The following is a 26,215-nucleotide window of genomic DNA, read 5'->3' on the forward strand; positions in this document are numbered from 1 at the left end:
CACACCGCGTCGCCTGGTTCGCCGGCAAGCCGGCTCCTACAGGAAAGCGGCACCGCAGCGTTCGCCGGCAAGCATCCCGCCCCTCTCCCGCTTAAAACCCTATACAATGTGCGCTTTTTAGCGATCCTGAATCCAAGGAGCCTTAGTGAGCACGTTGCCACCCTGCCCAAAATGCAATTCCGAATACACCTATGAAGACGGCGCGCAGCTGATCTGCCCCGAGTGCGCCCACGAATGGTCCGCCAGCGGTGAAACCGAAGCGGTGTCCGATGACGCGGTGAAAAAGGATTCGGTCGGCAACGTCCTGCAGGACGGCGACACCATCACCGTGATCAAGGACCTCAAGGTCAAGGGTACGTCTTTGGTGGTCAAGGTCGGCACCAAGGTCAAGAACATCCGCCTGTGCGATGGCGATCACGACATCGATTGCAAGATCGACGGCATCGGACCGATGAAACTCAAGTCCGAGTTCGTCAGGAAAGTCTGAACCTGCTGTCTTCCATCCCGCGCCCGGCCGCGGGATGGCGCCTCACCCTCCCCCGCTTGGCCCAGTCAATCCTCGCAATAGCCAGACGCCAGTCGTTTTTGACCTGACGCAATCCTTACCTGGAAAAAAGCGCAAACCGCCAATAGGCTCTTGCTATTTAGTGAATAAGAATTATTCTCATAAAACCTTCAGTGGAGATGAGAACCATGACTTATCTGATCGATGCCTGGCTGGACCGCCCACACCCTTACCTCAGAATCCTGCATCGGGAAACCGGGGAAGTCTGTGCGGTGCTTGAAGAAGAAGCCTTGAACGAACTGCAAGACCAGGGTGATCTTGACCTCAATGGCCTGAGCTCCAGCGAGCCGGTGGTGCTCAAGGAACTGGTGCGTAATCTGTTTCTGTTCTGCTATGCCCGGGCGTTGCGCCCGACGACGGATCTCAATGGCAAGTTTCATCCATGAGAGACACTGCAAAACACTGTAGGAGCGAGCCTGCTCGCGAAAAACTCAAAGACACCGCGTTCATTCAGAATGGCCACGTTATCGTTGACGCCCATCGCGAGCAGGCTCGCTCCTACAGGTAATCAGCGGGTATTACAGAACGTCGAGCAGTTCGACGTCGAACACCAGTACGCTGTGCGGCGGGATGCTGCCAACGCCTTGAGCGCCGTATGCCAGTTCGCTCGGCACGTACAGGCGCCATTTGCTGCCGGCGTTCATCAGTTGCAGGGCTTCGGTCCAGCCGGCGATCACGCCGCCAACCGGAAATTCTGCAGGCTCGCCGCGCTCGTAGGAGCTGTCGAACACAGTGCCATCAATCAGGGTGCCGTGGTAGTGAGTACGCACAGAGTCTTCACGGGATGGCTTGACGCCTTCGCCAGCGGTCAGCACTTCGAACTGCAGACCGGAAGCCAGAGTGGTGATGCCGTCACGCTTGGCGTTTTCAGCCAGGAAAGCCAGGCCTTCGCCAGCAGCCGCTTCAGCCTTGGCTGCAGCTTCGGCCTGCATGATTTCGCGGATGACTTTGAAGCTGGCGGACATTTCTTCCTGACCCACACGGCTTGGCTTGCCGGCGAATGCGTCGGTCAGGCCAGCCAGGATCGCGTCCAGGCTGACGCCCGGTGGCGGGTTGTCGCGCAGTTGGTCGCCCAACTGACGGCCAATACCGTAGCTGACGCGGGTTTCGTCGGTGGACAGATTTACTTCGGACATGACACTGCTCCGCTGTGCGGACGGCTCGGGAACTTGCCATGCGTGCACAGCGCGTCCCGGAGCGCCCGGAACCAAAAGGGCCAGCAGACTAGCACAGATGTCATGCCATTGATGAGGGACCTCAGGCGATCGGCACCTTCAGGTTTTCTTCCACGTCGGCAACCAGCCCGCACATTTCGTCATGCACGACCGTGTGCACAAGGTTGAAGTGCAACTTGGGAAAGGAGCGCAGCACATCACGGGCATGCTCCACCGAACGCAGGCTCATCATCTGGCCGTGCGTATCGCTCAGGGGGTACGCCGCGCCATGCATCCGTGCTTCCAGCAGGTAAATGCCCCCCTCCATGGAGATCAGGTTCAGCTCATCGACCTTTCCGGCGATGGCATACGCATTCAACTCATTCAGGGTCATGAACGCACCTCACGCAGTGGCGAGCCAACATACTTACAGGGATAGGCCTCGGCGCATCAAAGCACAAGCCACAAACGACGCCGCCCGTCTGTTTTGCAACAGACGGGCGGCGTGTTTCATGGGGCCAGCAATGGATCAGTGCTTGGTGACTTTATCCAGGTAACCCATGGCGAATGCCGATACCACGAAGGTCATGTGGATGATCACGTACCACTGCAAATGCTCGGGATCGACGTTCTTGGCATCCATGAAGATGCGCAGCAGGTGAATGGACGAGATCGCCACGATCGACGCCGCCACCTTCATTTTCAGCGACGAAGAGTCCATGGTGCCCAGCCAGTTGAGCTTTTCCTTGGAGTCGTCGATGTCCAGCTGCGAGACGAAGTTCTCGTAGCCGGAAATCATCACCATCACCAGCAAACCGCCCACCAGCGCCATGTCGATCAGCGACAGCAGCACCAGGATCAAGTCCGATTCGGCCATCGAAAACACGTTCGGGATGACGTGAAAGACTTCCTGGAAGAATTTCAGCGCCAGCGCCAGCAACCCGAGGGACAGGCCGAAATAGATCGGCGCCAGCAGCCAGCGCGAGGCGTACATTGTATTTTCGATAAAGCGTTCCATTGAATCTCACATGTGGGCTGAAAATGGCCGCGAGTATACCAGCCGCCCGTCTATACCCAGAAGCAGCCAGAAACCGTCGAAAAATCCGCCACCTGCGCCTGTGTATCAAAATTTTTCTGCTAGTGTCCAAATCATTGACCGCTCAGTGATATCGGACAGGAAGACTGGAAATGGATGTGCGATTGCCTTTGACGAGTGCCGGAATTTGCATGGCGCTGCTTCTAAGCGGCTGCTCACCCAGCGATGAAAAACGCCAGGTCAGCCTCGAAGAAAAAACCGCGCAATTCGAAAAGTCGCTGGACGCCATCCAGGATCCGAAGCTCAAGGATGCCGTGTCGGAGCTGGGCGGCTCACTGCTGCTGCTCGAGCGCGCGCAACTCAAGCTCGAGAGTAAACAGGTGGAAACCGAATACGGCGAAGACGCCCTCGCCATGCTCAAGCACTACCCGACCCCGCAGGCCCTGGTCGACGCCTACATCAACGGGTTGTTCGTGCTGCAAAAAGACTCCAGTTCCGACTATCTGACCGATCTGCAACCGGTGTTTCCCTTCACTTTCAGCGTTCCTGCCGCGTTTTTGTTTCCCCATGGCCTGGAATGGCAGTCGGTCACACTAAGCAATAAACGAGTGATCCCATTCCAGCCGGAATGGTCAGAAACCGACCCCGGCATTCAACTCAGCCCATCGAGTTCCAACCTGACCACCCCCGATGACCTGACTGTGGCCTACCCCTTCATCGAAGGCCTCGACATCGACAGAAAGCAGCAACCGCAACCGGTGAGCCTGCAGGGCAAAGTCGAGGTCATCGCGCCACGCCGCCTCTACAGCTTCGACCTGACGAAAAAGGACATAGGCCAGACCCGCACCAATGACAACCTGAGCGTCACCCTGCTCACACTGACGAACAACTACGCGGAAATCGAATACAACAACAGCGCGCCGCTAGCCCCCGAAGTCAGAGAAACACCGCTGAACCCACTGATCGTCCAGGCCACGGACAGCACCGGGCAATTCCTCTCGCGCGCCGGCTCAATCAACGAAACCGCGGTACAAATTGCGTTCTATCAGCAGCAGCTGGCCAAGATGCAGCAGCAAAAAAACTGGAGCGAGGCCCTGGAAAAACAGCTCGACGAAGAACAGCGCAACTTTGAGAAACAGCAGACTCGACATTATTCGAAGGTGTACTTCAACGGGACGATCGAAACCCTCGAAGTCAGCATGCTGGATTTTTCCGCCGTCACGGTCACCCGCAAGAGCCTCGACCTGCCGGTCCGGCACTTCGATGCCGAGACCACGGACAAGACCATCCAGCCCTTGAACCTGCCCGTGGTGGTCTATGACGACCAGGCGCCCGGTTGGCTCAAAGGGGCAACGCTGAGCGAGGATCAACTGAAAAAGAACGTCAGCATCAGTCAGTCGGTCGATGACCCCAGTGCTGCGCGAATCGAACTCACTCATCTGCGCAGCTTCAACGATGAACTGCTCGGCACATCGTTCAACCCCGGTGAAAGTCCGGTGAGTTTCTTTACCGAAGACGCGAGTGGCAAACGCGACGAGCCGATCGAGTTGCCGCCCGAGGCGTACCAGATCGATCCCCTGCGCGGCACCATTACCTACGATCTGAATCTGTTTCCGCAAACGCCGGCCTATGCGGTGGGGTCGATGCCGCTGTTCCTGGCCACCGTCGAGCAAAAAACCGTCGACGCCCGCCAACTGCCCAAAGGCCTCGAACTTAAAGCCAATGCTCTGGTGGTTGATTTGAAGCAGTTTCCCGCCCAGGACTGGCGCTTTTTCGCCAAGGACGACACCGGCAATTACTTGAAGGAGATTCTATCGGTCAGCCATGGCGCGAGCGCACAAGGGCCGGCGCAGTTTGCCGTGCATTACTTCTACGGACAGCCTACGCGCCTGGAAACCTATCAGCGCACTGACCTCGCCACCGTGCAGTATGGTTTCGAGGTCAAACTCGACAAGGCCGACATGACGCGCCTTGATCAATAGTGCGAATCAGTACTCGGGGTGAAACTCGAAGCCGCCCATGTTTCGGCAGCGACCACCGTTGATTTCCCGCAGTTGGGCTTGCAGGTGCAAGCACCAGATTTGCGGATCGTTGGCCAACTCGTAGCCGTGCAAGGTCAGGCTTTCAACGATGGTGTCGAGGATTGATTCAGCGACGAACGGACCGTGAAACGGGCCTTGGGCCTTGATGGCCGAAGGTTGTTCACCGGCCATTCCGGCGGCGAACAGCAGAGTCCACATGCCCGTATCTCCCGCCAACGGACGGATGGCACACTCGATACGGGTCTCAAGGCCCAGGCATTGACGGGTAAGGCAGAGGTTGCGCGACATGGCGGCGACCCTCGGTAGATCCGGTATTCAGCCCCCATGTGAAGGCTGTTTCGATCCTGTGATTACTGTCGACATCCCTGAGCTGAGAATAGAAGAAAAGTCTGGCTTGCAGGCAGTGCGATACCGAAAGGCGCCGAATGGTCACCGCGTGAATGTTGACGTCATTTCGATGACGCTTTTCGACATTCACCACAAAAAACCGTGGGAGCGAGCCTGCTCGCGATGGCGGACCTTCAGTCAACATAGGGGTTGAATGTCAGTCCTTCATCGCGAGCAGGCTCGCTCCCACAGTACCGAGGTGAGCCAGACTCAAACAGGTATCAAGCCGGTTTGGTTTCCGCCAAAGCCTCTTGCGCCAACTCCTTCTCGGCCTCTTTCAGATCATCTTCACTGATCATTTCCGCGATAACCCGCAGGCGCTCCACGACCCGTGCGTTCACGCTGCCTTCAGGGAATTCGCCATTCTCGTCCGGCTCGCCGGCTGGCTCGCCAACCAGCAAACTCAAGGCTTCGTCGGCCTGACGGACCGCGTAGACATGGAATTGCCCCGCACGTACCGCCGCCAGCACCTTCTCGTCGAGCATCAGCGTGGCGACGTTGGCGTGAGGAATGATTGCCCCCTGCTCGCCGGTCAACCCGCGGGCCTCGCACAGACGGAAGAAGCCCTCGATCTTCTCGTTGACTCCGCCGACCGCCTGCACTTCGCCGAACTGGTTGATCGAACCGGTGATGGCAAAGCACTGCTTGAGCGGGGTTTTCGACAAGGCCGAGATCAGGGTGCAGGCCTCGCCCAGGGAAGCACTGTCGCCATCGACATAACCGTAGGATTGCTCCAGGGCGATACTCGCGGAAATCGCCAGCGGAAACTCCTGGGCGTAACGACTGCCCAGATAACCGGTAAGGATCATCACGCCTTTGGAGTGGATCGGCTGGCCGAGGTTGACCTCGCGCTCGATGTCGACAATGCCGCTGCCGCCCGGGTACACCGTGGCGGAAATCCGCGCCGGTATACCAAAGGCCGAATCGCCGACTTCCAGCACGGTCAGGCCGTTGCACTTGCCGACTGCCGCGCCCGCGGTGTCGATCAGGATGATCCCGGCCAGCATGTCGTCGAGAATCCGCGCCGAAACCCGCCCGGTCCGCGTGGCCTTGGCTTTGAGTGCCCGTTCAATGTGCCCGGCATCGGTCATTTCATCACCGGCCAGATGGCGGATGAAGTCCGCCTCGCTGACCAGTTGGAACAAGTCACCGATACGCGCCGACAAGCGCCCCTGGTGCTCGGCCAGACGCGCACTGTAGGTTGCCAGGCGGGCCACCGCATCGGCGGTCAGCGGTGCCATGCCTTCTTCGGAAGTACGGGTTTTGAGCAACTGGGCGAACTGCTCCAGGCTCTCGTCGACCATCGGGATGTCTTCATCGAAATCCACCAGGACGCGGAACATTTCCTGGAAGTCCGGATCGAGGTCTTGCAGCGTGTAATACAGCTGACGGGCACCAATGATGACGACTTTGACCTGCAACGGAATGTGTTGCGGTGTCAGGGTCACGGTGGCCAGACGGCCCAGCTCACCCAGCGGCGACTCCATTTTCAGCTTGCGCGATTGCAGGGCGCGTTTGAGCGCATCCCACACGAATGGCTCGCTGAGCATCTTGTCCGCTTCAAGGATCAGGAAACCGCCATTGGCCCGGTGCAAAGCACCCGGCCGCAGTTGGCGGTAGGTGGTGTACAGCGCGCCCTGATCGGTGCTGTATTCAATGCGACCGAAGAGGTTTTCATAGGTCGGGTGCGGCTCGAACACCACCGGCGCACCGCCGCTGGCCGAATGACCAACCACCAGGCTCGGCGCGTATTGCTCTTCCAGCAACTTGCGGGCGACGGCATCGGTCTTGCTATCGTCCACCAGTTGCTCGACCACCGTCTTGAGCAAATACACCTGCATGGCTTGCAGATAACCGCACACCGCGGCGTTCTCGGCGTATTTCTCCGACAACGGCGACAGCAACGGCTGCAAGGCCAGGGTGATGGTTTCTTCGTTCAGATGACGCAGTTGGTTGCTCGATTCGCGCTTCCATTGCGGCAGGCTGGCGAGCTCTTCGTTCAGGCGCTCCTCCAGTACCGAAATATCCTCGTGAAAGCGCTCGCGCTCGGCTTCCGGCAGTTGTGCGAATTCAGCTTCGTCCAACGCCTTGCCATCGCCCATTGGGGTGAAGGCGATATTGCTGGCGTCGCGGTAGAGTGCGACGTCCTTTTCCAGGGCCAGACGCTCGATGACGTCCAGGGCCTTGTCGTAGCGCTGGTTGAAGGCGCGGTCGATGGCGCTTTTCTTCTGTTGGTAGGACGGATGCTCGAAGACTGCCGGAAACGTCGCCAGCAGGTTGTCGATCAGACCGTTGATATCTCCAATGAAGTTACCGGCAGTGCCCGACGGCAATTCCAGGGCACGTGGTTCGCGCGGCTCATCGAAATTGTTGACATAGACCCAGTCCGCCGGGGTCTGCAGGCGCTTGCCTTCGGCCTTGAGATAGCGTTTGACGAACGAGAACCGGCCAGTGCCGGGCTCGCCCATGACGAATACGTTGTAACCGGGGCGTGGCATGGCCACACCGAACTGCAAGGCTTCGACCGCACGTTCCTGGCCAAGCACACCGCGAAAGGGCTCCAGATCATTGGTGGTAGAGAAGCTGAACTGTTCAGCGGAAAACGGACGGGTCAGCGCTTCGGGCGCTAGACGCAAGCTGGCAGCAACAGGATCAGGCATCGGGCTTCCTTAACAATCAGGCGGGGCAGATGGCAGCATTCTGGCGCCGCCCATACCCGACTGGCAAGGAGCGCCGCAGGCCTGAGCATCGTCAATCCGCCAACCCCAGGCGGGCCGGGCTTGCGCCACGGTTTCCCATGAATCTTTTGCAAAAAATCACGGAGCCCCGTGATCGTGCCTAAACTCCAGACTGCGCGGCTGGACTAATGACCGGCCCACTTGTCCATTGGTAGGCACATAAAGAGAACAAAGCTATGAAACGGATTCTTCTCGGTACTCTCTTCACCGCCGTATCCATCAACGCCATGGCTCAGGCGCCGGGCGGCCCGGATTGCGGTTGGGGCAACATGCTGTTCGAAGGTCAGCGTGGTACTCCGGCCCACTTCCTGGCATCCACCACCAACGGCACCTCCGGCAACGCAACCTTCGGCATGACCTCCGGTACCAACGGTTGCGCAACCAACGCGTCGCTGACCTATGGCGGTAAATCCTGGTTTGCCATGAATGGCATGATGAACGAGCTGTCCGAAGACATGGCCAAAGGTCAGGGCGAAGCGCTGACCACCTATGCCGTGGTACTGGGCGTGGCGCCGGAAGACCGTGCGCACTTCGCCGCCGTCACTCACGAGCACTTCCAGCAGATCTTCAGCAAGGCTGACGTGACTGCCGAAGACGTGCATACCAATACCCTGGCCGTGCTCAAAGCCGACCCTCGTCTGGCCAAGTACGCGACCCAGGCATAAGCTCCACTCGCCCCCGCTTCTTTCGGGAAGCGGGTTTTGTTTTTTGGACGCGACCACCTTTGGATGTCGCTGACTGTAGGAGCTGGCTTGTCGGGTCGCCGCATCGCAGCGATGGTTTCAAAGGCGCCGTGTTTATCCGGTAGACACGCGTTATCGTTAACGACCTTCGCTGCGATGCGGCGACCCGACAAGCCAGCTCCTACGGGCAAACGGCCTTTGTTTTTTTCGACTTAAGTTGCCATCTATGCTCAAACGCCTTGCCTGGCTGGCGCTGTGTGCCTGCGCCCCGCTGTCCGCCGCGCCTCACATCGACCCACAACGTTTGCAGCAACTGGCCAACGACCCTTTCTGGATATCCCTAGGCCATTACGAAACCGCCAAGCTCGGTGGCTGGCGCAGCTATGTCAGCGACCCGAAATTCTTCCTCGCCGCCGATGGCAATGAACACCCGGACAATGAATTGGCTGCTACCGTACAAGCCTTGTACGCCCCGGCCAGTACCGGTGAACAGCACGCACAATGCGTCTACCCGGCCCGCACCCGCTGGCTCGAAGAGCAGCTCGGCCTGACCGGCCTGCCGACGCCGGCCTGCGCCGAATTCAAGCAATGGTTCAAGGACGTCTCGCCCGACAGTGCGGTGATGATCTTCCCGGCTGCGTACCTGAACAGTCCATCCTCGATGTTTGGCCACACCCTGCTGCGCATCGATCAGGCCGAAGTGAAGAGCGACAAGACTTCGCTGCTCAGTTACGCGATCAACTTCGGCGCCTACATCGAGGGCTCGGACAACAGCATCCTCTATGCCTGGAAAGGCCTGATGGGCGGCTATCCCGGCCTGTTCGCGCTGGTGCCCTACCAGGAAAAACTCTCGGAATACCGCAGCCTGGAAAACCGCGACCTGTGGGAATACCGACTGAACCTGACCCAGCAGGAAACCGCGCGCATGGTCGAGCACGTCTGGGAGCTGAAGCAGATCAAGTTCGACTATTTCTTCTTTGACGAGAACTGCTCGTACCGCTTGCTGGAACTGCTGCAAGTGGCCCGCCCGAGCCTGCGCCTGACCGAGCAGTTCCCACTCACCGCCATCCCGACCGACACCGTCAAAGCCGTGAAAAATGCCGGGCTGGTGGAATCCATCCAGTATCGTCCGTCCCGGGAACGCGAGTTGCTCAGTCGCGCCGAACCGTTGAACCCTGAAGAGCAGCAATGGGTACTGAACGTCAGCGCCGATCAGAACCAATTGCAGGACCCGGCGTTCAAGGCACAACCCCGCGACCGCCAGGCGCTGATCATCGATGCGGCCTATCGTCTGGAACGCTACCGCGCCAATGGCCGGGAGCGCGACCCGGCGCGCGCCCAGCGCAGCTTCGAACTGCTGCGGGCAATCAACCAGAACCCGGCGCCGGAGCTGGATATCCCGCAACCCGGCCTGCCTGAAGACGGTCACGAGTCCCGTACCTGGCAACTCGGCCTCGGTACCCGTGGCGATAAAGCCTTTGGCGAGTACGGCTTGCGCATGGCTTATCACGACCTCAATGACAACAGCGAAAGCTTTCCCCTTGGCGCGCAGATCGAAATCCTGCAATTGAAACTGCGCCAGTACGAAGGCAATGACTGGCAAGTGCAGCGACTGGACCTGGCGACCATTCGTTCCCTGACCCCGCGTAACGAGTTGCTGCAACCGCTGTCATGGCAAGTCACCGGTGGTCTGGAGCGGGTGCCAGGCAAGCATGATGACCAAACCCTGGTCAGCCACGTCAACGGCGGTGGCGGTGGAACCTGGCAATTGGGCGACGATCTGCTCGGTTTTGCCCTGGGCACCGTGCGTATCGAACACAACAACGACTTCGCCGCATTCATCGCGCCGGCCGTTGGTTTCAACAGTGGCGTGCTGTGGAAAAACCCGCTGGGCAACTTGAGCCTGGAAGCCAAGGGTGATTTTTTCACCAATGGCGAAGTGCGTCGTAGCCTGAGCCTGAATCAGCAATGGGAAATATCCCGCAATCTCGGTCTGCGCTTGAGCGCCCAGCGTGAGTTCAGCCATTTGGCGACGGCCGAGAACGAAGTGATGCTTGAGCTGAAGTGGTATCACTACTGACCTGACACGCTACTCCCACAGGGGGAATGGATTTTTCACCGCCCGCGCACACCATCCTCGCGAGCCAGCTTCTAGACTTTCCTTATAGACCCCAGGGGGCCGGGGTTCCGAGATGCGGCGTTGCGTGGTCGTGGACCGCGGCGGATGAGCGCAACAGTCATCAGGAAGAATGGGGCAAGGCCTGACAGCAACAGAAAAATCAGGATGCCGCTCGGGCCTATCACTCGCCGTAAGTCGCTTTCAGACATCCAGTGAAACCAGATGCCTGCGACCATGACCCAAACCCTATACCGGGAGAATTCCATGAGCCGTGCCTTCGTCAATGAAGATAACGCCAGCGCGCAAGCCGATCAGCCTGTCGAACGGCAGGTCAGCGCGCAGCCCAATTACGTCACGCCGCAAGGCCTGAAGCTGTTACAGGGCAAAGTCGCCGAACTGCAAACCCTGCATGCCGAGCAATCGGCAAAAGGTGAGCAGGCGGACAAACAGCGCCTGGCCGATCTCGAACGTGATCTGCGTTATTTCAAACAGCGCCTGGGCAGCGCTCAGGTGGTACCCGCCGCGACCTCGACCCAGAAAGTGCAAATCGGCAGTTGGGTGACCTACGCCGATGAACACGCCACCGAGCGCCGGGTACAACTGGTGGGCGAAGATCAGGCCGATGCCGCCCACGGCCTGATCAATTGGGGTTCACCGCTGGGCCGGGCGCTGCTCGGCGCACAACTCAACGACGAAGTACTGTGGCAGCGCCCCGCCGGGGATCAAATGATTGAAGTGATTCGCATCGAACCGACTTAGACGACGCCTTGGGCCAGCATCGCATCGGCGACCTTCACGAAGCCGGCGATGTTCGCCCCCTTGACGTAATTGACCCGACCGTCCTCTTCGCCGTAATGCACGCAAGCGTGGTGAATCGACTGCATGATCGCGTGCAGTTCGCTGTCCACTTCGCCACCGGTCCACGCCAGGCGCATGGCGTTCTGCGACATTTCCAGCCCGCTCACCGCCACGCCGCCGGCGTTGGACGCCTTGCCCGCTGCGAACAGAATGTCGGCCTCGATGAACAGGTCCATCGCCTCGAGGGTGGTCGGCATGTTCGCGCCTTCGGCCACACAGATGCAGCCGTTGCGCAGTAAGGTGCGAGCGGCTTCGACATCCAGTTCGTTTTGCGTTGCGCACGGCAGCGCGATATCGCAGCTCAGGCTCCATGGCAGCTGACCGGTGCGGAACTCCAGGTCAAAACGGCCAGCCAGGCCACGGCGCTTGAGCATTTCTTCGGCGAAGTACACGCAACCGAAACCGGAAGCTTGCGGGCGAATCAGGCTGCCGCCGTAGCTTGGGCCTTTGCCGGTCAGCACACTGGTGAACTGGTTGTTCAAGCGCTAGTGCTGGCCGAACAGGAAACCGATTTCCCGCGCACCGACGCCGATGTCCCCGGCTGGCACGTCAACGTCCGCACCAATGTGGCGGTACAACTCGCTCATGAAGGCCTGGCAGAAGCGCATGACTTCCGCGTCGCTTTTGCCTTTGGGGTCGAAGTCCGAACCACCCTTGCCACCGCCCATGGGCAATGAAGTCAGGGAGTTTTTGAAGGTCTGTTCGAAGGAGAGGAATTTCAGCACGCCCATGTTCACCGACGGGTGAAAACGCAGACCGCCCTTGTACGGGCCGATCGCGCTGTTCATCTGGATGCGGAACCCGCGATTGACCTGGACTTTGCCCCGATCGTCGACCCACGACACGCGAAACACCAGCGCCCACTCCGGCTCGCAGATGCGTTCCAGAATGCCCGAGGTCAGGTAATGCGGATTGGCTTCAAGAAACGGCCACAGAGTGCGCAGGACTTCTTCTACAGCCTGGTGGAATTCGGGTTGATCCGGAGTTCTGCACCAACAGTTACACCGCCATCGCTGGCAAGCCAGCTCCTACAGTGTCCGTGAGTTTTTCCGGATCTCGGGCAATCCACATTCCTGTAGGAGCTGGCTTGCCGGCGATGAACTCACCGCGATACCACTGAAAAAACGCAAAAAAAACGGAGCCCGAAGGCTCCGCTCTCTTATGCAACCAACCCGAAATCAGGCCAGTTTCTTGTGGCGTACACGATGCGGCTGAGCAGCTGCTTCGCCGAGACGCTTTTTACGATCGGCTTCGTATTCGCTGTAGTTGCCTTCGAAGAACACCGCTTGCGAGTCGTCTTCGTACGCCAGGATGTGAGTCGCGACGCGGTCAAGGAACCACCGATCGTGAGAGATCACAATGGCGGCGCCCGGGAAGTCCAGCAGGGCTTCTTCCAGGGAACGCAGGGTTTCGACGTCGAGGTCGTTGGACGGTTCGTCGAGCAGCAGGACGTTGCCGCCCTCTTTCAGGGTCAGGGCCAGGTGCAAGCGACCGCGCTCACCACCGGACAGGTCCTTGACGAACTTCTGCTGATCGCCGCCCTTGAAGTTGAAGCGACCGACGTAGGTACGCGACGGGATCTCGTAGTTGCCGATGCGGATCTGGTCGGAACCGTCGGAGATCTGCTGGAACACGGTCTTGCTGCCGTCCAGATCCTCGCGGCTCTGATCCACACAAGCAAGCTGCACGGTTTCACCGACTTCGATGCTGCCCGAATCCGGCGTTTCCTTGCCCATCAGCATGCGGAACAGGGTCGACTTACCGGCACCGTTACCGCCGATCACGCCGACGATGGCGCCTTTAGGCATGGAGAACGACAGGTTGTCGATCAGCACGCGATCGCCGTAGCCCTTGGTGACGTTCTTGAATTCGATGACCTTGTCGCCCAGGCGCGGACCGGCCGGGATGTAGATCTCGTTGGTTTCGCTGCGCTTCTGGAATTCCTGGGATTGCATTTCTTCGAAGCGTTGCAGACGTGCCTTGGATTTCGACTGGCGGGCCTTGGCGCCTTTGCGCACCCACTCCAGTTCTTCCTTCATGGCTTTTTCGTGGGCCGACTGCTGCTTGGATTCTGCAGCCAGACGATCGGACTTGGCTTCCAGCCAACCCGAATAGTTGCCCTCGTAAGGAATGCCCGCGCCACGGTCCAGTTCCAGAATCCAGCCGGCAACGTTGTCCAGGAAGTAACGGTCGTGCGTGATCGCTACCACGGTGCCCGGGAAGTCGTGCAGGAAGTGCTCAAGCCAGGCGACGGAATCGGCGTCCAGGTGGTTGGTCGGTTCGTCGAGCAGCAGCATGTCCGGGGCGGACAGCAGCAGGCGGCACAGGGCTACACGACGCTTTTCACCACCGGACAGAACTTCGACCTTGGCATCCCAGGCCGGCAGACGCAACGCGTCGGCGGCGACTTCCAGCTGGCGCTCCAGGTTGTGACCGTCGCTGGCTTGCAGGATGGCTTCGAGCTTGGCCTGTTCGGCCGCCAGTTTGTCGAAGTCGGCGTCTTCTTCAGCGTAAGCTGCGTAGACCTCATCCAGGCGAGCCTGGGCATTCTTGATCACGCTGACCGCTTCCTCGACCACTTCACGCACGGTTTTGGTCGGGTCCAGGATCGGCTCTTGTGGCAGATAACCGATGTTCAGCTCCGGCATTGGGCGGGCTTCGCCCTCGAACTCGGTGTCGACGCCGGCCATGATTTTCAGCAACGTGGACTTACCCGAACCGTTGAGGCCGAGCACGCCGATCTTGGCGCCGGGGAAGAAGGACAGAGAAATATTTTTCAGGATTTCCCGCTTCGGCGGAACAACTTTGCCCAGCCGATGCATGGTGAATACGTATTGAGCCATGGAGAACCTAGGGTCAGTGACTGATGAATGATTGGAGCGCAGGCGATGCCCGGCCAGACCGTGCGCGTCGCTCGCTTGAGGCTATCAATACGTGCGCGCTGAAAAAGTCTGAGTCTAGGAGCTGGAACGCTCCCGCGTAACCGGCAAAGCTACCTTAATGACAGATGGCAGTCCAGCCGACGGGCAGGGACTGGCACTTCGCCACAACTCAAGGCATGCTAGCCGCCCTTCGGGCGTCCGGCTTATAGTGCACGTCGCGCCAGTCCAGCCAAACCGCAGGATTACAGCTTGTCCAAAGCCCCTCCGCCCCTGACTTCCAGTGAGCCGGCCACAGCGCCCGGCTCCCCCCTGCGCGGGACCTTGAAGGGCACCTTGGCGACACTTGCACTATTGCTGCTGGCCCTGTTGTTCTGGCAATTGCTCGATCAGTTGCGCGAAACCCAGAAAAACCAGCGTCAATACACCATCGATTACACCGCCGATCTAGCCGCGCAGGTCAGCCTGAACATGGCGCTCAACGCGCAGATCGCCCTCAACCTGTTGCCGATCGTCGAGCAACCGCAGGACGCCGATGAGCTGCAGGCGCTGCTGCGCAAGCTGCAACAGTCGCTGCCTGATCTGCGCAGCCTGGCGTTGCTCAGCCCCTCGGGAAGAGTCATCAGTGACAGCGCTCCCGACAGCGATGACAGCGACTACCTGGGTGAACTGATACGCCGCAGCCACGCCCAGACGCACTACTTCAGCAACGCCACCGACGGCTCCGTGGTGCATTTATTGTTGCATCAGGCCAGCGGCAGTTCCCGAGGCTATTGGGTCTTGCGTCTGCCCCCCACCTTCTTTTCGTCCTTGATCAAGCAAAGCGAGGCCGGCCGCCGCCCATTGTGGCTGGTGGAGAACCGCATCAATCATCAGATCATCAGCCGCGACGATGCGCTGCCCTCGGTCAATCCGGGCACGCTGACCGAGGACGATGTCGCCAACAGCGTGCTGACCGTTGCGCTGAGCAGCAGCGATTGGCAACTGCGCGGCTTGTTCGACCGCCAGCGCGTGCTGGAAGAGCTGCTGCCGGCGTTCATCGGCAAATGTCTGCTGGGCCTGGCGTTTTCCATGCTGCCGTTCATCGCCTTGCTGAACATGCGCCGGCGTCAGCGCCAATTGAGCGAAGGCCGCCGGCGTTATCAGGACATTTTCGAAGGCACCGGCGTAGCCTTGTGCGTCCTCGACATGTCCGGGCTCAAGGTCTTTTTCGACAAGGCACAACTGCAGGGCAGCGAGCAACTGCAAGCGTGGCTGGCGATCCCGGAACAACGCCGGCAATTGCTCAAGGAATTGCGGATCTCCGAGGTCAACCAGGTCGCACTGCAACTGCTTAATGTCGATAGCGCTGACAAAGCCTGGAAACTGCTGATCGACGGCCATCCGCAGGACGGCACCGCCATCGGCAACCAGGTGCTCGACGCGATGCTCAACCGGCAGCAACTGCTTGAGCTGGAAATCAAACTGCAGGATGCCAGCGGTCGCGACCAGCATCTATGGCTGGTGCTGCGCCTGCCGCAAACCCAGGACGACTATAACGCAGTGATCCTGAGCATCACCGACATCACCAGCCGCAAGCTCATCGAATTGTCACTGCAGGAGCGCGAAGGGTTTTGGTCGGACGTGGTGCGCACCGTACCGGATCACCTGTATGTGCAGCATGTTTTCAGCCAGCGCATGATCTACAGCAACCATCATCTGGGCCAGACACTGGGTTACAACCGCACCGAACTGCACCAGATGGGCGAATACTTCTGGGAAATCCTCCTGCACCCCGAAGACGCCGACTATTACCATCGCTCCCGCCAGGTCCAGCGCCAGGCCGGTTATCGCCAATTGATGCAGTGCCAGTTACGCTTCCGTCATCGGGACGGCCAGTGGCGACGCTTCGAGATTCGCGAGCAGGCACTGGCGCGGGACAAGGACGATCAGGTCACGCGGATCATCGGCGTGGCCAAGGACATCACCGACCAGCTTGAAGCCAGTGAATCCCTGCGCGACAGCGAACAGCGCTACCGGATGCTCGCCGAAAGCATCAGCGACGTGATCTTCTCCACCGACAGCCGCCTGAACCTCAATTACGTCAGCCCTTCCGTGCAAGCGGTGCTGGGTTACGACGCCGAGTGGATTTTCCAGAACGGCTGGCAGTCGACCATCGCCAACCCGCAACAACTGACCGGCATCTACCACCTGATGGACCGGGTCAGCAAAGCGCTGGATCAGCCGGACCAACTGGCGCTGCTGCGCAGCCAGGTGCAAACCCAACTGTTCCTGTTCGATTGCCTGCGGGCCGACGGGCGCAAGATCCCGATCGAACTGCGCCTGGTATTGGTCTGGGACGAACACGGTACGTTCGAAGGCGTGCTCGGCGTCGGCCGCGACATCAGCCAGCAACGCCGGGCGGAAAAAGACTTGCGCATGGCCGCCACGGTATTCGAACACTCGACCTCGGCGATCCTGATCACCGACCCGGCCGGCTACATCGTCCAGGCCAACGAGGCCTTCAGCCGTGTCAGCGGCTATGCCGTGGAGCAGGTCCTCGACCAGCTGCCGAACATGCTGACCGTCGACGAGCAACAGGAATCCCATCTGCGTTACGTCCTCAAGCAATTGGCCCAGCACAGCACCTGGGAAGGCGAAGTCTGGCTCAAGCGTCGCAATGGCGAGCACTACCCGGCCTGGGTCGGGATCACCGCCGTACTCGATGACGAAGGCGACCTGGCCAGCTATGTGTGTTTCTTCAGCGACATCAGCGAGCGCAAGGCCAGCGAACAGCGGATTCACCGCCTTGCCTACTACGACGCCCTGACCCACCTGCCCAACCGATCGCTGTTCCAGGATCGCCTGCACACGGCGTTGCAATCGGCCGAACGGCAGAAGTCGTGGGTGGTGCTGATGTTCCTCGATCTCGACCGTTTCAAGCCGATCAACGACTCCCTGGGCCACGCCGCCGGCGACCGCATGCTCAAGGAAATGGCCACGCGCCTGCTCGGTTGCGTCGACGATGACGACACCGTGGCGCGCATGGGCGGTGACGAATTCACCTTGCTCCTGCAACCACGAGCCAACCGTGAAATCGCCCTGAACCGGGCGATTCATGTGGCCGAGCAGATTCTCGCCAGCCTGGTGAAACCGTTCGTGCTCGAAGGCCGCGAGTTCTTCGTCACGGCCAGTATCGGTATCGCCCTGAGCCCGCAGGACGGCAACGAACTCAGCCAGCTGATGAAGAACGCCGACACGGCGATGTACCACGCCAAGGAACGTGGCAAGAACAACTTCCAGTTCTATCAGGCGGACATGAATGCCAGCGCCCTGGAGCGACTGGAGCTGGAAAGCGACTTGCGCCATGCCCTGGAACAGAACGAATTCGTGCTGTATTACCAGCCGCAGTTCAGCGGCGACGGCAAGCGCCTGACCGGTGCCGAGGCATTGTTGCGCTGGCGCCATCCACGCCGCGGTCTGGTGCCGCCGGGGGATTTCATTCCGGTGCTCGAAGAGCTCGGGCTGGTGGTGGATGTCGGCGACTGGGTGATCAGCGAAGCCTGCCGCCAACTGAAGGCCTGGCATCAGGCCAGGGTACGGGTGCCGAAGGTGTCGGTGAACATCTCGGCGCGGCAGTTCTCCGATGGCCAGCTTGGCACGCGAATCGCCACCATCCTCAAGGAAACCGGCCTGCCGCCGGCGTGCCTGGAACTGGAGCTGACCGAAAGTATCCTGATGCGCGAAGTCAGCGAGGCGATGCAGATCCTCGCCGGGCTGAAAAACCTTGGGCTGAGCATCGCGGTGGATGACTTTGGCACCGGTTACTCATCGCTCAACTACCTCAAGCAGTTCCCGATCGACGTACTGAAGATCGACCGCACCTTCGTCGACGGCCTGCCGTCGGGTGAGCAGGATGCGCAGATCGCCCGGGCGATCATCGCCATGGCCCACAGCCTGAACCTGGCGGTGATCGCCGAAGGCGTGGAAACCCACGAACAGCTTGATTTCCTGAGGGAGCACGGTTGCGACGAGGTGCAGGGTTACCTGTTCGGTCGCCCGATGCCGGCGGGCCGGTTTGAGGCGCAGTTCAGTAACGACGCCCTCTTCATGTTCGACTGAAGTTTTGTGGTGTTGCCGAAAAGATCGCAGCCTGCGGCAGCTCCTACAGGGATTGATGTCGGTCACAGAATCTGGCGGCTACCCCTGCCGAAGGCTGCGATCTTTTGAGGCCGGCACAAACACCATCTATCCACGCATGAACACCACTTGTCTGCGACATGATGCCGTTTCATATGCCATCTAAAACCCATTGGGTTAGAATGCCTCCCTTTTCCGCCCCCGATCCTTGAGGACCGCCATGTTCAGCCGTGATTTGACTATTGCCAAGTACGACGCCGACCTTTTTGCCGCCATGGAGCAAGAAGCTCAGCGCCAGGAAGAACACATCGAGCTGATCGCTTCGGAAAACTACACCAGCCCAGCGGTGATGGAAGCTCAAGGCTCGGTACTGACCAACAAGTACGCCGAAGGCTACCCGGGCAAGCGCTACTACGGCGGTTGCGAGTACGTCGACGTGGTTGAGCAACTGGCCATCGACCGCGCCAAAGAGCTGTTCGGTGCCGACTATGCCAACGTTCAGCCGCACGCCGGTTCGCAAGCCAACAGCGCCGTTTACCTGGCCCTGCTGTCGGCTGGCGACACCATCCTGGGCATGAGCCTGGCCCACGGCGGTCACCTGACCCACGGTGCCAGCGTTTCGTCTTCCGGCAAGCTGTACAACGCCATCCAGTACGGCATCGATGCCAACGGCCTGATCGACTACGACGAAGTCGAGCGCCTGGCCGTTGAGCACAAGCCAAAAATGATCGTGGCCGGTTTCTCTGCCTACTCGCAGATCCTCGACTTCCCGCGCTTTCGCGAGATCGCCGACAAAGTAGGTGCCTATCTCTTTGTTGATATGGCTCACGTTGCGGGGCTGATCGCCGCTGGCGTCTACCCGAACCCGGTTCCATTCGCTGACGTGGTGACCACCACCACCCACAAGACCCTGCGCGGTCCACGTGGCGGCCTGATCCTGGCTCGCGCCAACGCCGACATCGAGAAGAAACTGAACTCCGCCGTATTCCCGGGCGCCCAGGGCGGCCCGCTGGAGCACGTGATCGCCGCTAAAGCGATCTGCTTCAAGGAAGCGCTGCAGCCTGAGTTCAAGGTTTACCAGCAACAAGTGGTGAAGAACGCCCAGGCCATGGCCGGCGTGTTCATCGAACGCGGCTTCGACGTGGTTTCCGGCGGTACTCAGAACCACCTGTTCCTGCTGTCGCTGATCAAGCAGGAAATTTCCGGTAAAGACGCCGACGCCGCTCTGGGCAAAGCGTTCATCACCGTGAACAAGAACTCCGTGCCAAACGACCCACGCTCTCCGTTCGTCACTTCCGGCCTGCGCTTCGGCACCCCGGCCGTGACCACTCGTGGCTTCAAGGAAGCAGAGTGCAAGGAACTGGCCGGCTGGATCTGCGACATCCTGGCTGACCTGAACAACGAAGCGGTGATCGACGCCGTTCGTGAGAAGGTCAAGGCCATCTGCAAGAAGCTACCGGTGTACGGCGCTTAATTGCCCCGTTAAATCCGCAGCATGAAGAACCGGCCAAGTGATTGGCCGGTTTTTTTTCGCCCGCAAATTGACACCGCTTACCTGTAGGAGCTGCCGAAGGCTGCGATCTTTTGATCCTCAAAAAAGCAAAATCAAAAGATCGCAGCCTTCGGCAGCTCCTACGAGACCAGCACCACTGGTCAGACCGGTCATGCCAATTTTCTAATTTTTACTTGCGAACACCCAAAAATAGCGCCTAGACTGCGCCTGCACTGGACATACCGGTAAGACCACAATAATTAAGTCCTGAATCTGATGTGCCCCGCACACGGAAGCCAGGACACCGACCAGGATTCCTCCCATGCTCAGATGGTGCTCGCGTTCAATCTTCCTCCAAGTGGTTCTCGGACTGGTGCTCGGCATCGTCTGCGGGCTGACCCTTCCCGAATACTCCGCTCAGCTCAAACCGCTCGGTGACGGTTTTATCAAGCTGATCAAAATGCTCATCGGCCTGATTGTGTTTTGCGTAGTGGTCAGCGGCATCAGCGGTGCCGGCGACCTGAAGAAGGTCGGCCGAATCGGCCTGAAATCGGTGATCTACTTTGAAGTGCTGACCACCATCGCCCTGGTGATTGGCCTGGTGTTCGCCTTCAGCACTGGCATCGGCAGCGGCGCGAACATCCATCTGGAGCAGCTTTCCGCAGCCGATATGGGCGACATTGCCCAGCGCGGTCAGCACATGCACACCACCACACAGTTCCTGATGGACCTGATTCCGACTTCGGTGATCGGTGCCTTTGCCGATAACAATATCCTGCAGGTCCTGCTGTTTTCAGTGTTGTTCGGCAGTGCACTGAATCTGGTGGGAGAAGCGGCATCGGGTATTTCGCGTCTGATCAATGAACTCAGCCATGTGATCTTCCGCATCATGGGCATGATCGTGCGACTGGCCCCCATCGGTGTATTCGGCGCGATCGCCTTCACCACCAGCAAATATGGCCTGGACTCGCTGCAACACCTGGGCAGCCTGGTCGGCCTGTTCTACCTGACCTGTACTGCCTTCGTGGCCCTGATTCTCGGCCTGGTAATGCGCCTCTCTGGCTTGAAGATGTGGCCGTTGCTCAAGTACCTGCGCGAAGAACTGCTGATCGTCATGGGCACCGCGTCCTCCGATGCCGTGCTGCCACAAATCATGCGCAAGCTTGAGCATCTGGGCATCGGCAGTTCGACGGTCGGGTTGGTGATACCTACCGGTTACTCGTTCAACCTCGACGGTTTCTCGATCTACCTGACCCTGGCCATTGTGTTCATCGCCAATGCCACCGGCACGCCGCTGGCGATGACCGACCTGCTGACGATTCTGTTGGTGTCGTTGATCACCTCCAAGGGTGCCCACGGTATTCCAGGCTCGGCGCTGGTGATCCTGGCGGCCACCCTGACAGCCATTCCGGCCATTCCGGTGGTGGGTCTGGTGCTGGTGCTGGCCGTGGACTGGTTCATGGGCATCGGCCGGGCGCTGACCAATCTGATCGGCAACTGTGTGGCGACCGTCGCCATCGCGCGGTGGGAAAAGGACATCGATGTGCAGCGGGCGAACAAGGTACTTTCCGGCCAGGCGGGTTATACCTTCCAGCCGAGAAAACCGGTTGCTCAAGCGGCAGCCAAAGAATTCTGAATGACCGCCGTGCCTGCCGACCGCAGGCACGGCTCATGGAGCAAGCAAGTGATTACCTCATCAACCGTCGTCAACTCAGTGGTAGAAAAACTTCGGGCCGCTTTGGCCCGTGGTCAGTGGCGCTCCGGCGAAATGCTGCCGGGGCAACGCGAACTGGCCGAACAACTGGGCATCAGCCGCCCGAGCCTGCGTGAGGCGGTCATCGTCCTGGAAACCCTCGGCCTGGTGCGTTCGATGCCGGGCAAAGGCGTGGTGGTGCTCGAAGCCAATCTCGCCGACAGCCAGACGCATGACAGTGCAGTGGCCGCAGCGAGCCTGGAAGACGTGCTGCAACTGCGCTACACGCTGGAGCCGTTCATCGTCGGCCTCGTGGCGCAGTCCATCAGCAGCAAGGAAGTCGGGCAACTGCGCCTGACCTTGATGGACATGCGCGAAGCCCTGGAGGCCAATGACAGTGAAGCCGGCGTAACCGCCTACATCGCGTTCCACGAAGAGCTGTTCACGCTGACGTCGAACCCGATCTTCCAGAGCGTGGTCCAGCAAACCAGCAATGCCCTCAAGCAAAGCGCCGAAGTGTTGCGCAACTCCCCGGAGCATCTGGCTGAGCGCCTTGAAGAAAACGAAGCGGTGGTGCGGGCGATCCGCAGCAAGAACAGCGCCCAGGCCAGCGCCGAGATGCGTCGGCACATTTTGCGCGAAGGCCAGCGCATGGGCATCGAACTGAACATCCCGGAAGACAACCTCGGCAGTTGAAACCTCTTCGAACTGGAGATTGGCCATGAACAGCTTCGCCTCGCCACAAACGCTCGCCACCCTGCCCGTCCGCCCTTCGGTGGATGATCTGTATTCACGAGTCCTCGATGCCATTTTCGAACAGCGCATCCATTCGGCCAGTCGCTTTACGGAAGAAAGCCTGGCGCAGATGTTCGGTGCAAGGCGCAGCGACATGCGTGACGTGCTGACGCGACTGTCCCATCAGCAGATCATCATTCTTCGAGTCAACCATCGTCCCCGCGTCGCCGAGCTTGATGCCGAGCAGACCCGGCAGACACTGCATGCCCGGCGTCTGGCCGAGATCTTGCTGGTGCGGCTGGCCTGTCAGCGACCCTGCGCGCAAGACCTGAAGCAACTGCGGGCGCTGGTCGATAGCGAGCGTCAATGCACCGAGCGTGGACGGGGAATTCGTTTGTCGGGAGAGTTTCATCTGCAGTTGGCACAAATGGCGGGGAATGCACCGTTGGCGCATTTTCTTGAGAGCCTGGTACCGCTGACTTCGTTGGCGATTGCGCAGTTTGATCTGCCGCAGAAGGATTATTGCGTGGAGCACATGGAGATTCTGGATGCGTTGGAGCGAGGAGACGCCGCGACGGCGCAAGCCGTGCTTAACCGGCATCTGGATTATCTGGAAGATTTGTTGCTGAGCCCTGCATCGGCACTGGACCAAAACTGTGCCACAGGTTAGTCCGCTTTCGTCGGAACGCCGCCCGGAGCAGCCTCGCCCCCACAGGGGACTGCACTTCAAATGTGGGAGCGACGGTGCGGCGATCCGACCTGCTCGCGATGGCGGCTCAAGGCTCGCTGCAACTTCTGACTTTAATCCGCCGCCACCCGCGCAAACCCCTCGCGAATCTTTTCTTCCGGCAAGTCATCGGCAATGAACACGATCACGCTCTCGCGCACTTCCTCTTCAGCCCACTCTGTATCCCAGTCGAAACCATAAAGCTTCAGCACACCCTGAAACACCATGCGACGCGATTCGCCGAGGATATTCAACACACCTTTGTAGCGCAGCAGTTGCTTGCCATGGTCTTCCAGCAGCTCATTCATGAACTCGCTGAGCCTGTCGATATCCAGCGGCTTGTCGGTGCGCAGCACCAGGCTGGAAATGCGGTCCATGGACGGAGCAGCCTGGCTGACCGGGCGCAAACTCACGCCGCCACCGAGGTCTGCATTGAGGTTGAAACCGCGGACATCAAGCAGTTCAGCCAGGTCGATCCTGCCGTGGTCAACCATGCGAATCGGCGCTCGACGGTTGATACGGGTCAGGCGCTCGCTCAGCGCGGTAAAGGTTGACTCGTCCACCAGATCGCGCTTGCTCACCAGCAAGCGGTCGGCAAAACCGATCTGTGCCTGGGCGATGGTCTGGGTCAGATGCAGATCAGCGTGGGCGGCATCGACCAGGGTGATGATGCCGTCGAGGATATAGCGTTCACGCAGTTCTTCGTCGATGAAGAAGGTTTGTGCCACGGGCGCCGGGTCGGCCAGGCCGGTGCATTCGATCACCAGGCGGTCGAAGGCGATGTCGCCGCTGTCCAGGCGTTCAAGTAGCAGGTACAAGGCCTTGGTCAGGTCGGTGTGGATGGTGCAGCAGACGCAGCCATTCGACAGCGTCATCACTTGCACAGGCTCGTCGCCCAACAACTGGGTATCGATACCGGCATCGCTGAATTCGTTCTCGATCACGGCAATTTTCAGGCCGTGCTCGGCTTTGAGCAGGTGGCGCAACAGGGTGGTTTTACCAGCGCCGAGGAAGCCGCTGAGGATTGTGACCGGGATGGGTGTGAGCAAAACAAAAATCTCCCCTACGCTTAAAAAACTGTAGGAGCGAGCTCGCTCCTACAAGATCAACAACACTTCGGCCCACCCTTGCCACCGTAACGGGCTTCCTGACGCTCCCGAAAGAACATCTCATAGCTCATCACCGGTTTGTCCGGGTGCTTGGTCTGCATATGCTCGACGTAGTTGTCGTAGTCGGGCATGCCGACCATCAGGCGCGCGGCCTGACCGAGGTATTTACCGAGGCGACTCAGGTCATTGAACATGGTGCAAATCCTCGATCATGCTTCCGGCAGCGCCTGGAATGGCGCTTCCTTATCCGTACGCTCCTTGCTGCCCCAGGCGGAGATACCAACCTTGAGCGCGAAGAACAGGATGCTGAACACCACGAACAGGAACAGCGCGGTCAGCGTTGCGTTGGTGTAGGCGTTGAAGATCACGTGCTGCATCTGGGTGATGTCCTTGGCCGGGGCGAGGATCTGACCGTTGGCCAGGGCATCGCTGTATTTCCTGGCCAGCGACAGGAAGCCGATCGCCGGGTTGGCATCGAACAGCTTGATGAAGCCCGCCGTGGTGGTGCAGATCAACAGCCATACCGCCGGCAGCAAGGTCACCCAGATGTAGCGTTGGCGTTTCATCTTGATCAGCACTACGGTGCCAAGCATCAGCGCGATACCGGCCAGCATCTGGTTGGAGATACCGAACAGCGGCCACAAGGTGTTGATGCCGCCCAGCGGATCGATCACGCCCTGATACAGCAACCAGCCCCACATGGTCACGCAACCGGCGGTAGCGATCAGGTTGGCAGTCCAGGATTCGGTGCGGCGCAGGGCCGGCACGAACGAACCGAGCAAGTCCTGGAGCATGAAACGCCCGGCACGGGTACCGGCGTCGACCGCGGTCAGGATGAACAGCGCTTCAAACAGGATCGCGAAGTGGTACCAGAACGCCATGGTGTTTTCACCCGGCAGAACACTGTGCAGGATTTGAGCGATCCCCACCGCCAGGGTTGGCGCACCACCGGCACGGGCCAGGATGGTGGTTTCACCGATGTCGTGGGCCACCGCTTGCAGGGCTTCCGGCGTGATGGCAAAGCCCCAGTTGCTGACCGCTGTTGCTACCGCCACCACATCCCCGCCGACAACCGCAGCCGGACTGTTCATGGCGAAGTACACGCCCGGTTCGATCACCGACGCGGCGACCATGGCCATGATCGCCACGAACGATTCCATCAGCATGCCGCCGTAACCGATGTAGCGGGCGTTGGTTTCGTTATCCAGCAGTTTCGGCGTGGTCCCGGAGGCGATCAGCGCGTGGAAACCCGACACCGCGCCACAGGCGATGGTGATGAACAGGAACGGGAACAGACCGCCCTTCCATACCGGGCCGGTGCCGTCGATGAACTGGGTCAGAGCCGGCATTTTCAGCTCGGGCATGGTGATCAGAATGCCGATGGCCAGGGCGACGATGGTGCCGATTTTCAGGAAGGTCGACAGGTAGTCACGGGGTGCCAGAATCAGCCACACCGGCAACACCGCCGCGACAAAACCGTAACCGATCAGCATCCAGGTGATCTGGATACCGGTAAAGCTGAACGCCTTGGCCCACACCGGATCCGCGGCAATCTGCCCGCCGAGCCAGATCGAACCGAGCAGCAATAGCACGCCGATCACCGAGATTTCACCGATGCGACCCGGACGGATGTAGCGCATGTAAATGCCCATGAACATCGCGATCGGGATGGTCGCCATCACCGTGAAAATGCCCCACGGGCTTTCGGCCAGGGCTTTCACCACGATCAACGCCAGCACCGCGAGGATGATGATCATGATCAGGAAGCAACCGAACAGCGCGATGGTCCCGGGGATGCGGCCCATTTCCTCACGGACCATGTCGCCCAGCGAACGGCCGTTGCGGCGGGTGGACATGAACAGGACCATGAAGTCCTGCA

General features: G+C 59.7%; 20 protein-coding genes and 1 pseudogene. 11 read left to right on the forward strand and 10 right to left on the reverse strand.

The genetic code is table 11. From position 1 onward, the window contains the following. Positions 1–145 precede the first annotated feature (145 nt). On the forward strand, positions 146–487 hold the full coding sequence (locus AC1DWG_RS24170; RefSeq protein WP_095946014.1) for a zinc ribbon domain-containing protein YjdM: 342 nt from the start codon (positions 146–148) through the stop codon (positions 485–487). A gap of 206 nt (positions 488–693) precedes the next feature. Continuing rightward, positions 694–951: a PA4570 family protein gene (locus AC1DWG_RS24175; RefSeq protein ID WP_223528321.1), complete on the forward strand. Its 258-nt coding sequence runs from the start codon at positions 694–696 to the stop codon at positions 949–951. A 132-nt stretch (positions 952–1,083) separates the two neighbouring features. On the opposite strand, the gene AC1DWG_RS24180 is transcribed toward AC1DWG_RS24175, so the two are convergent. From AC1DWG_RS24180 to AC1DWG_RS24190, 3 genes are all read right to left on the reverse strand, one after another. Further along, positions 1,084–1,701: an FKBP-type peptidyl-prolyl cis-trans isomerase gene (locus tag AC1DWG_RS24180; RefSeq protein ID WP_477764649.1), complete on the reverse strand. Its 618-nt coding sequence runs from the start codon at positions 1,699–1,701 to the stop codon at positions 1,084–1,086. 121 nt (positions 1,702–1,822) lie between these two features. Beyond that, a complete protein-coding gene (locus AC1DWG_RS24185) occupies positions 1,823–2,113 on the reverse strand; it encodes a DUF6482 family protein (protein ID WP_477755803.1) in 291 nt (96 codons plus the stop codon). 135 nt (positions 2,114–2,248) lie between these two features. Next, on the reverse strand, positions 2,249–2,737 hold the full coding sequence (locus tag AC1DWG_RS24190; RefSeq protein ID WP_007990463.1) for a TIGR00645 family protein: 489 nt from the start codon (positions 2,735–2,737) through the stop codon (positions 2,249–2,251). Positions 2,738–2,907: 170 nt separating this feature from the next. Between AC1DWG_RS24190 and AC1DWG_RS24195 the strand changes: the two genes are divergently transcribed. Then, complete coding sequence (locus AC1DWG_RS24195) at positions 2,908–4,737, forward strand: hypothetical protein (RefSeq protein WP_477764650.1); 1,830 nt, start codon at positions 2,908–2,910, stop codon at positions 4,735–4,737. Between the two features lie 6 nt (positions 4,738–4,743). On the opposite strand, the gene AC1DWG_RS24200 is transcribed toward AC1DWG_RS24195, so the two are convergent. Both AC1DWG_RS24200 and AC1DWG_RS24205 read right to left on the reverse strand, forming a co-directional pair. Further along, positions 4,744–5,085, reverse strand: coding sequence for a PA4575 family protein (locus AC1DWG_RS24200; protein ID WP_477755805.1), 342 nt, complete (start codon positions 5,083–5,085; stop codon positions 4,744–4,746). Positions 5,086–5,405: 320 nt separating this feature from the next. Beyond that, a complete protein-coding gene (locus AC1DWG_RS24205; protein WP_477755806.1) occupies positions 5,406–7,844 on the reverse strand; it encodes a Lon protease family protein in 2,439 nt (812 codons plus the stop codon). Between the two features lie 254 nt (positions 7,845–8,098). Here AC1DWG_RS24205 and AC1DWG_RS24210 point away from each other — a divergent pair, with 254 nt between their 5' ends. The 3 genes from AC1DWG_RS24210 to AC1DWG_RS24220 all read left to right on the forward strand — a co-directional run bounded on the left by AC1DWG_RS24210 (position 8,099) and on the right by AC1DWG_RS24220 (position 11,483). Then, a complete protein-coding gene (locus tag AC1DWG_RS24210; protein WP_007970900.1) occupies positions 8,099–8,587 on the forward strand; it encodes a DUF3015 domain-containing protein in 489 nt (162 codons plus the stop codon). A 244-nt stretch (positions 8,588–8,831) separates the two neighbouring features. After that, entirely contained in the window at positions 8,832–10,685 is a 1,854-nt protein-coding gene (locus AC1DWG_RS24215; RefSeq protein WP_477764651.1) for an Lnb N-terminal periplasmic domain-containing protein, read from the forward strand. Positions 10,686–10,988: 303 nt separating this feature from the next. After that, the gene (locus AC1DWG_RS24220) at positions 10,989–11,483 is read left to right on the forward strand and encodes a GreA/GreB family elongation factor (RefSeq protein WP_477756669.1); all 495 of its coding nucleotides are present in this window, start codon (positions 10,989–10,991) and stop codon (positions 11,481–11,483) included. Here AC1DWG_RS24220 and AC1DWG_RS24225 read toward each other — a convergent pair. Next, positions 11,480–12,607, reverse strand: a pseudogene (locus tag AC1DWG_RS24225) (glutamate dehydrogenase). The gene AC1DWG_RS24220 and the pseudogene AC1DWG_RS24225 overlap by 4 nt on opposite strands. A gap of 153 nt (positions 12,608–12,760) precedes the next feature. After that, entirely contained in the window at positions 12,761–14,425 is a 1,665-nt protein-coding gene (gene ettA, locus AC1DWG_RS24230; protein ID WP_108216411.1) for an energy-dependent translational throttle protein EttA, read from the reverse strand. 288 nt (positions 14,426–14,713) lie between these two features. On the opposite strand from ettA, the gene AC1DWG_RS24235 reads away from it, so the two are divergent. From AC1DWG_RS24235 to AC1DWG_RS24255, 5 genes are all read left to right on the forward strand, one after another. Next, positions 14,714–18,562: a sensor domain-containing protein gene (locus AC1DWG_RS24235; protein WP_477788440.1), complete on the forward strand. Its 3,849-nt coding sequence runs from the start codon at positions 14,714–14,716 to the stop codon at positions 18,560–18,562. 238 nt (positions 18,563–18,800) lie between these two features. After that, positions 18,801–20,054: a serine hydroxymethyltransferase gene (glyA, locus tag AC1DWG_RS24240; protein WP_477788441.1), complete on the forward strand. Its 1,254-nt coding sequence runs from the start codon at positions 18,801–18,803 to the stop codon at positions 20,052–20,054. 340 nt (positions 20,055–20,394) lie between these two features. Further along, positions 20,395–21,708: a C4-dicarboxylate transporter DctA gene (locus AC1DWG_RS24245; protein WP_477764654.1), complete on the forward strand. Its 1,314-nt coding sequence runs from the start codon at positions 20,395–20,397 to the stop codon at positions 21,706–21,708. A gap of 48 nt (positions 21,709–21,756) precedes the next feature. Beyond that, on the forward strand, positions 21,757–22,461 hold the full coding sequence (locus AC1DWG_RS24250) for a FadR/GntR family transcriptional regulator (RefSeq protein ID WP_477755053.1): 705 nt from the start codon (positions 21,757–21,759) through the stop codon (positions 22,459–22,461). A 25-nt stretch (positions 22,462–22,486) separates the two neighbouring features. Further along, positions 22,487–23,170, forward strand: coding sequence for a GntR family transcriptional regulator (locus tag AC1DWG_RS24255; protein WP_477764655.1), 684 nt, complete (start codon positions 22,487–22,489; stop codon positions 23,168–23,170). A gap of 131 nt (positions 23,171–23,301) precedes the next feature. Here the strand turns inward: AC1DWG_RS24255 and yjiA are convergent, their stop codons facing one another. The 3 genes from yjiA to AC1DWG_RS24270 form a co-directional block, all read right to left on the reverse strand. Next, on the reverse strand, positions 23,302–24,276 hold the full coding sequence (yjiA, locus tag AC1DWG_RS24260; protein ID WP_477788442.1) for a GTPase: 975 nt from the start codon (positions 24,274–24,276) through the stop codon (positions 23,302–23,304). 56 nt (positions 24,277–24,332) lie between these two features. Continuing rightward, positions 24,333–24,530, reverse strand: coding sequence for a YbdD/YjiX family protein (locus AC1DWG_RS24265; RefSeq protein ID WP_007895266.1), 198 nt, complete (start codon positions 24,528–24,530; stop codon positions 24,333–24,335). A gap of 15 nt (positions 24,531–24,545) precedes the next feature. Next, the coding region (locus AC1DWG_RS24270; protein ID WP_477788443.1) for a carbon starvation CstA family protein at positions 24,546–26,215 on the reverse strand (1,670 nt) is incomplete at its 5' end.

The organism is Pseudomonas sp. P4_B3, from assembly GCF_056402295.1.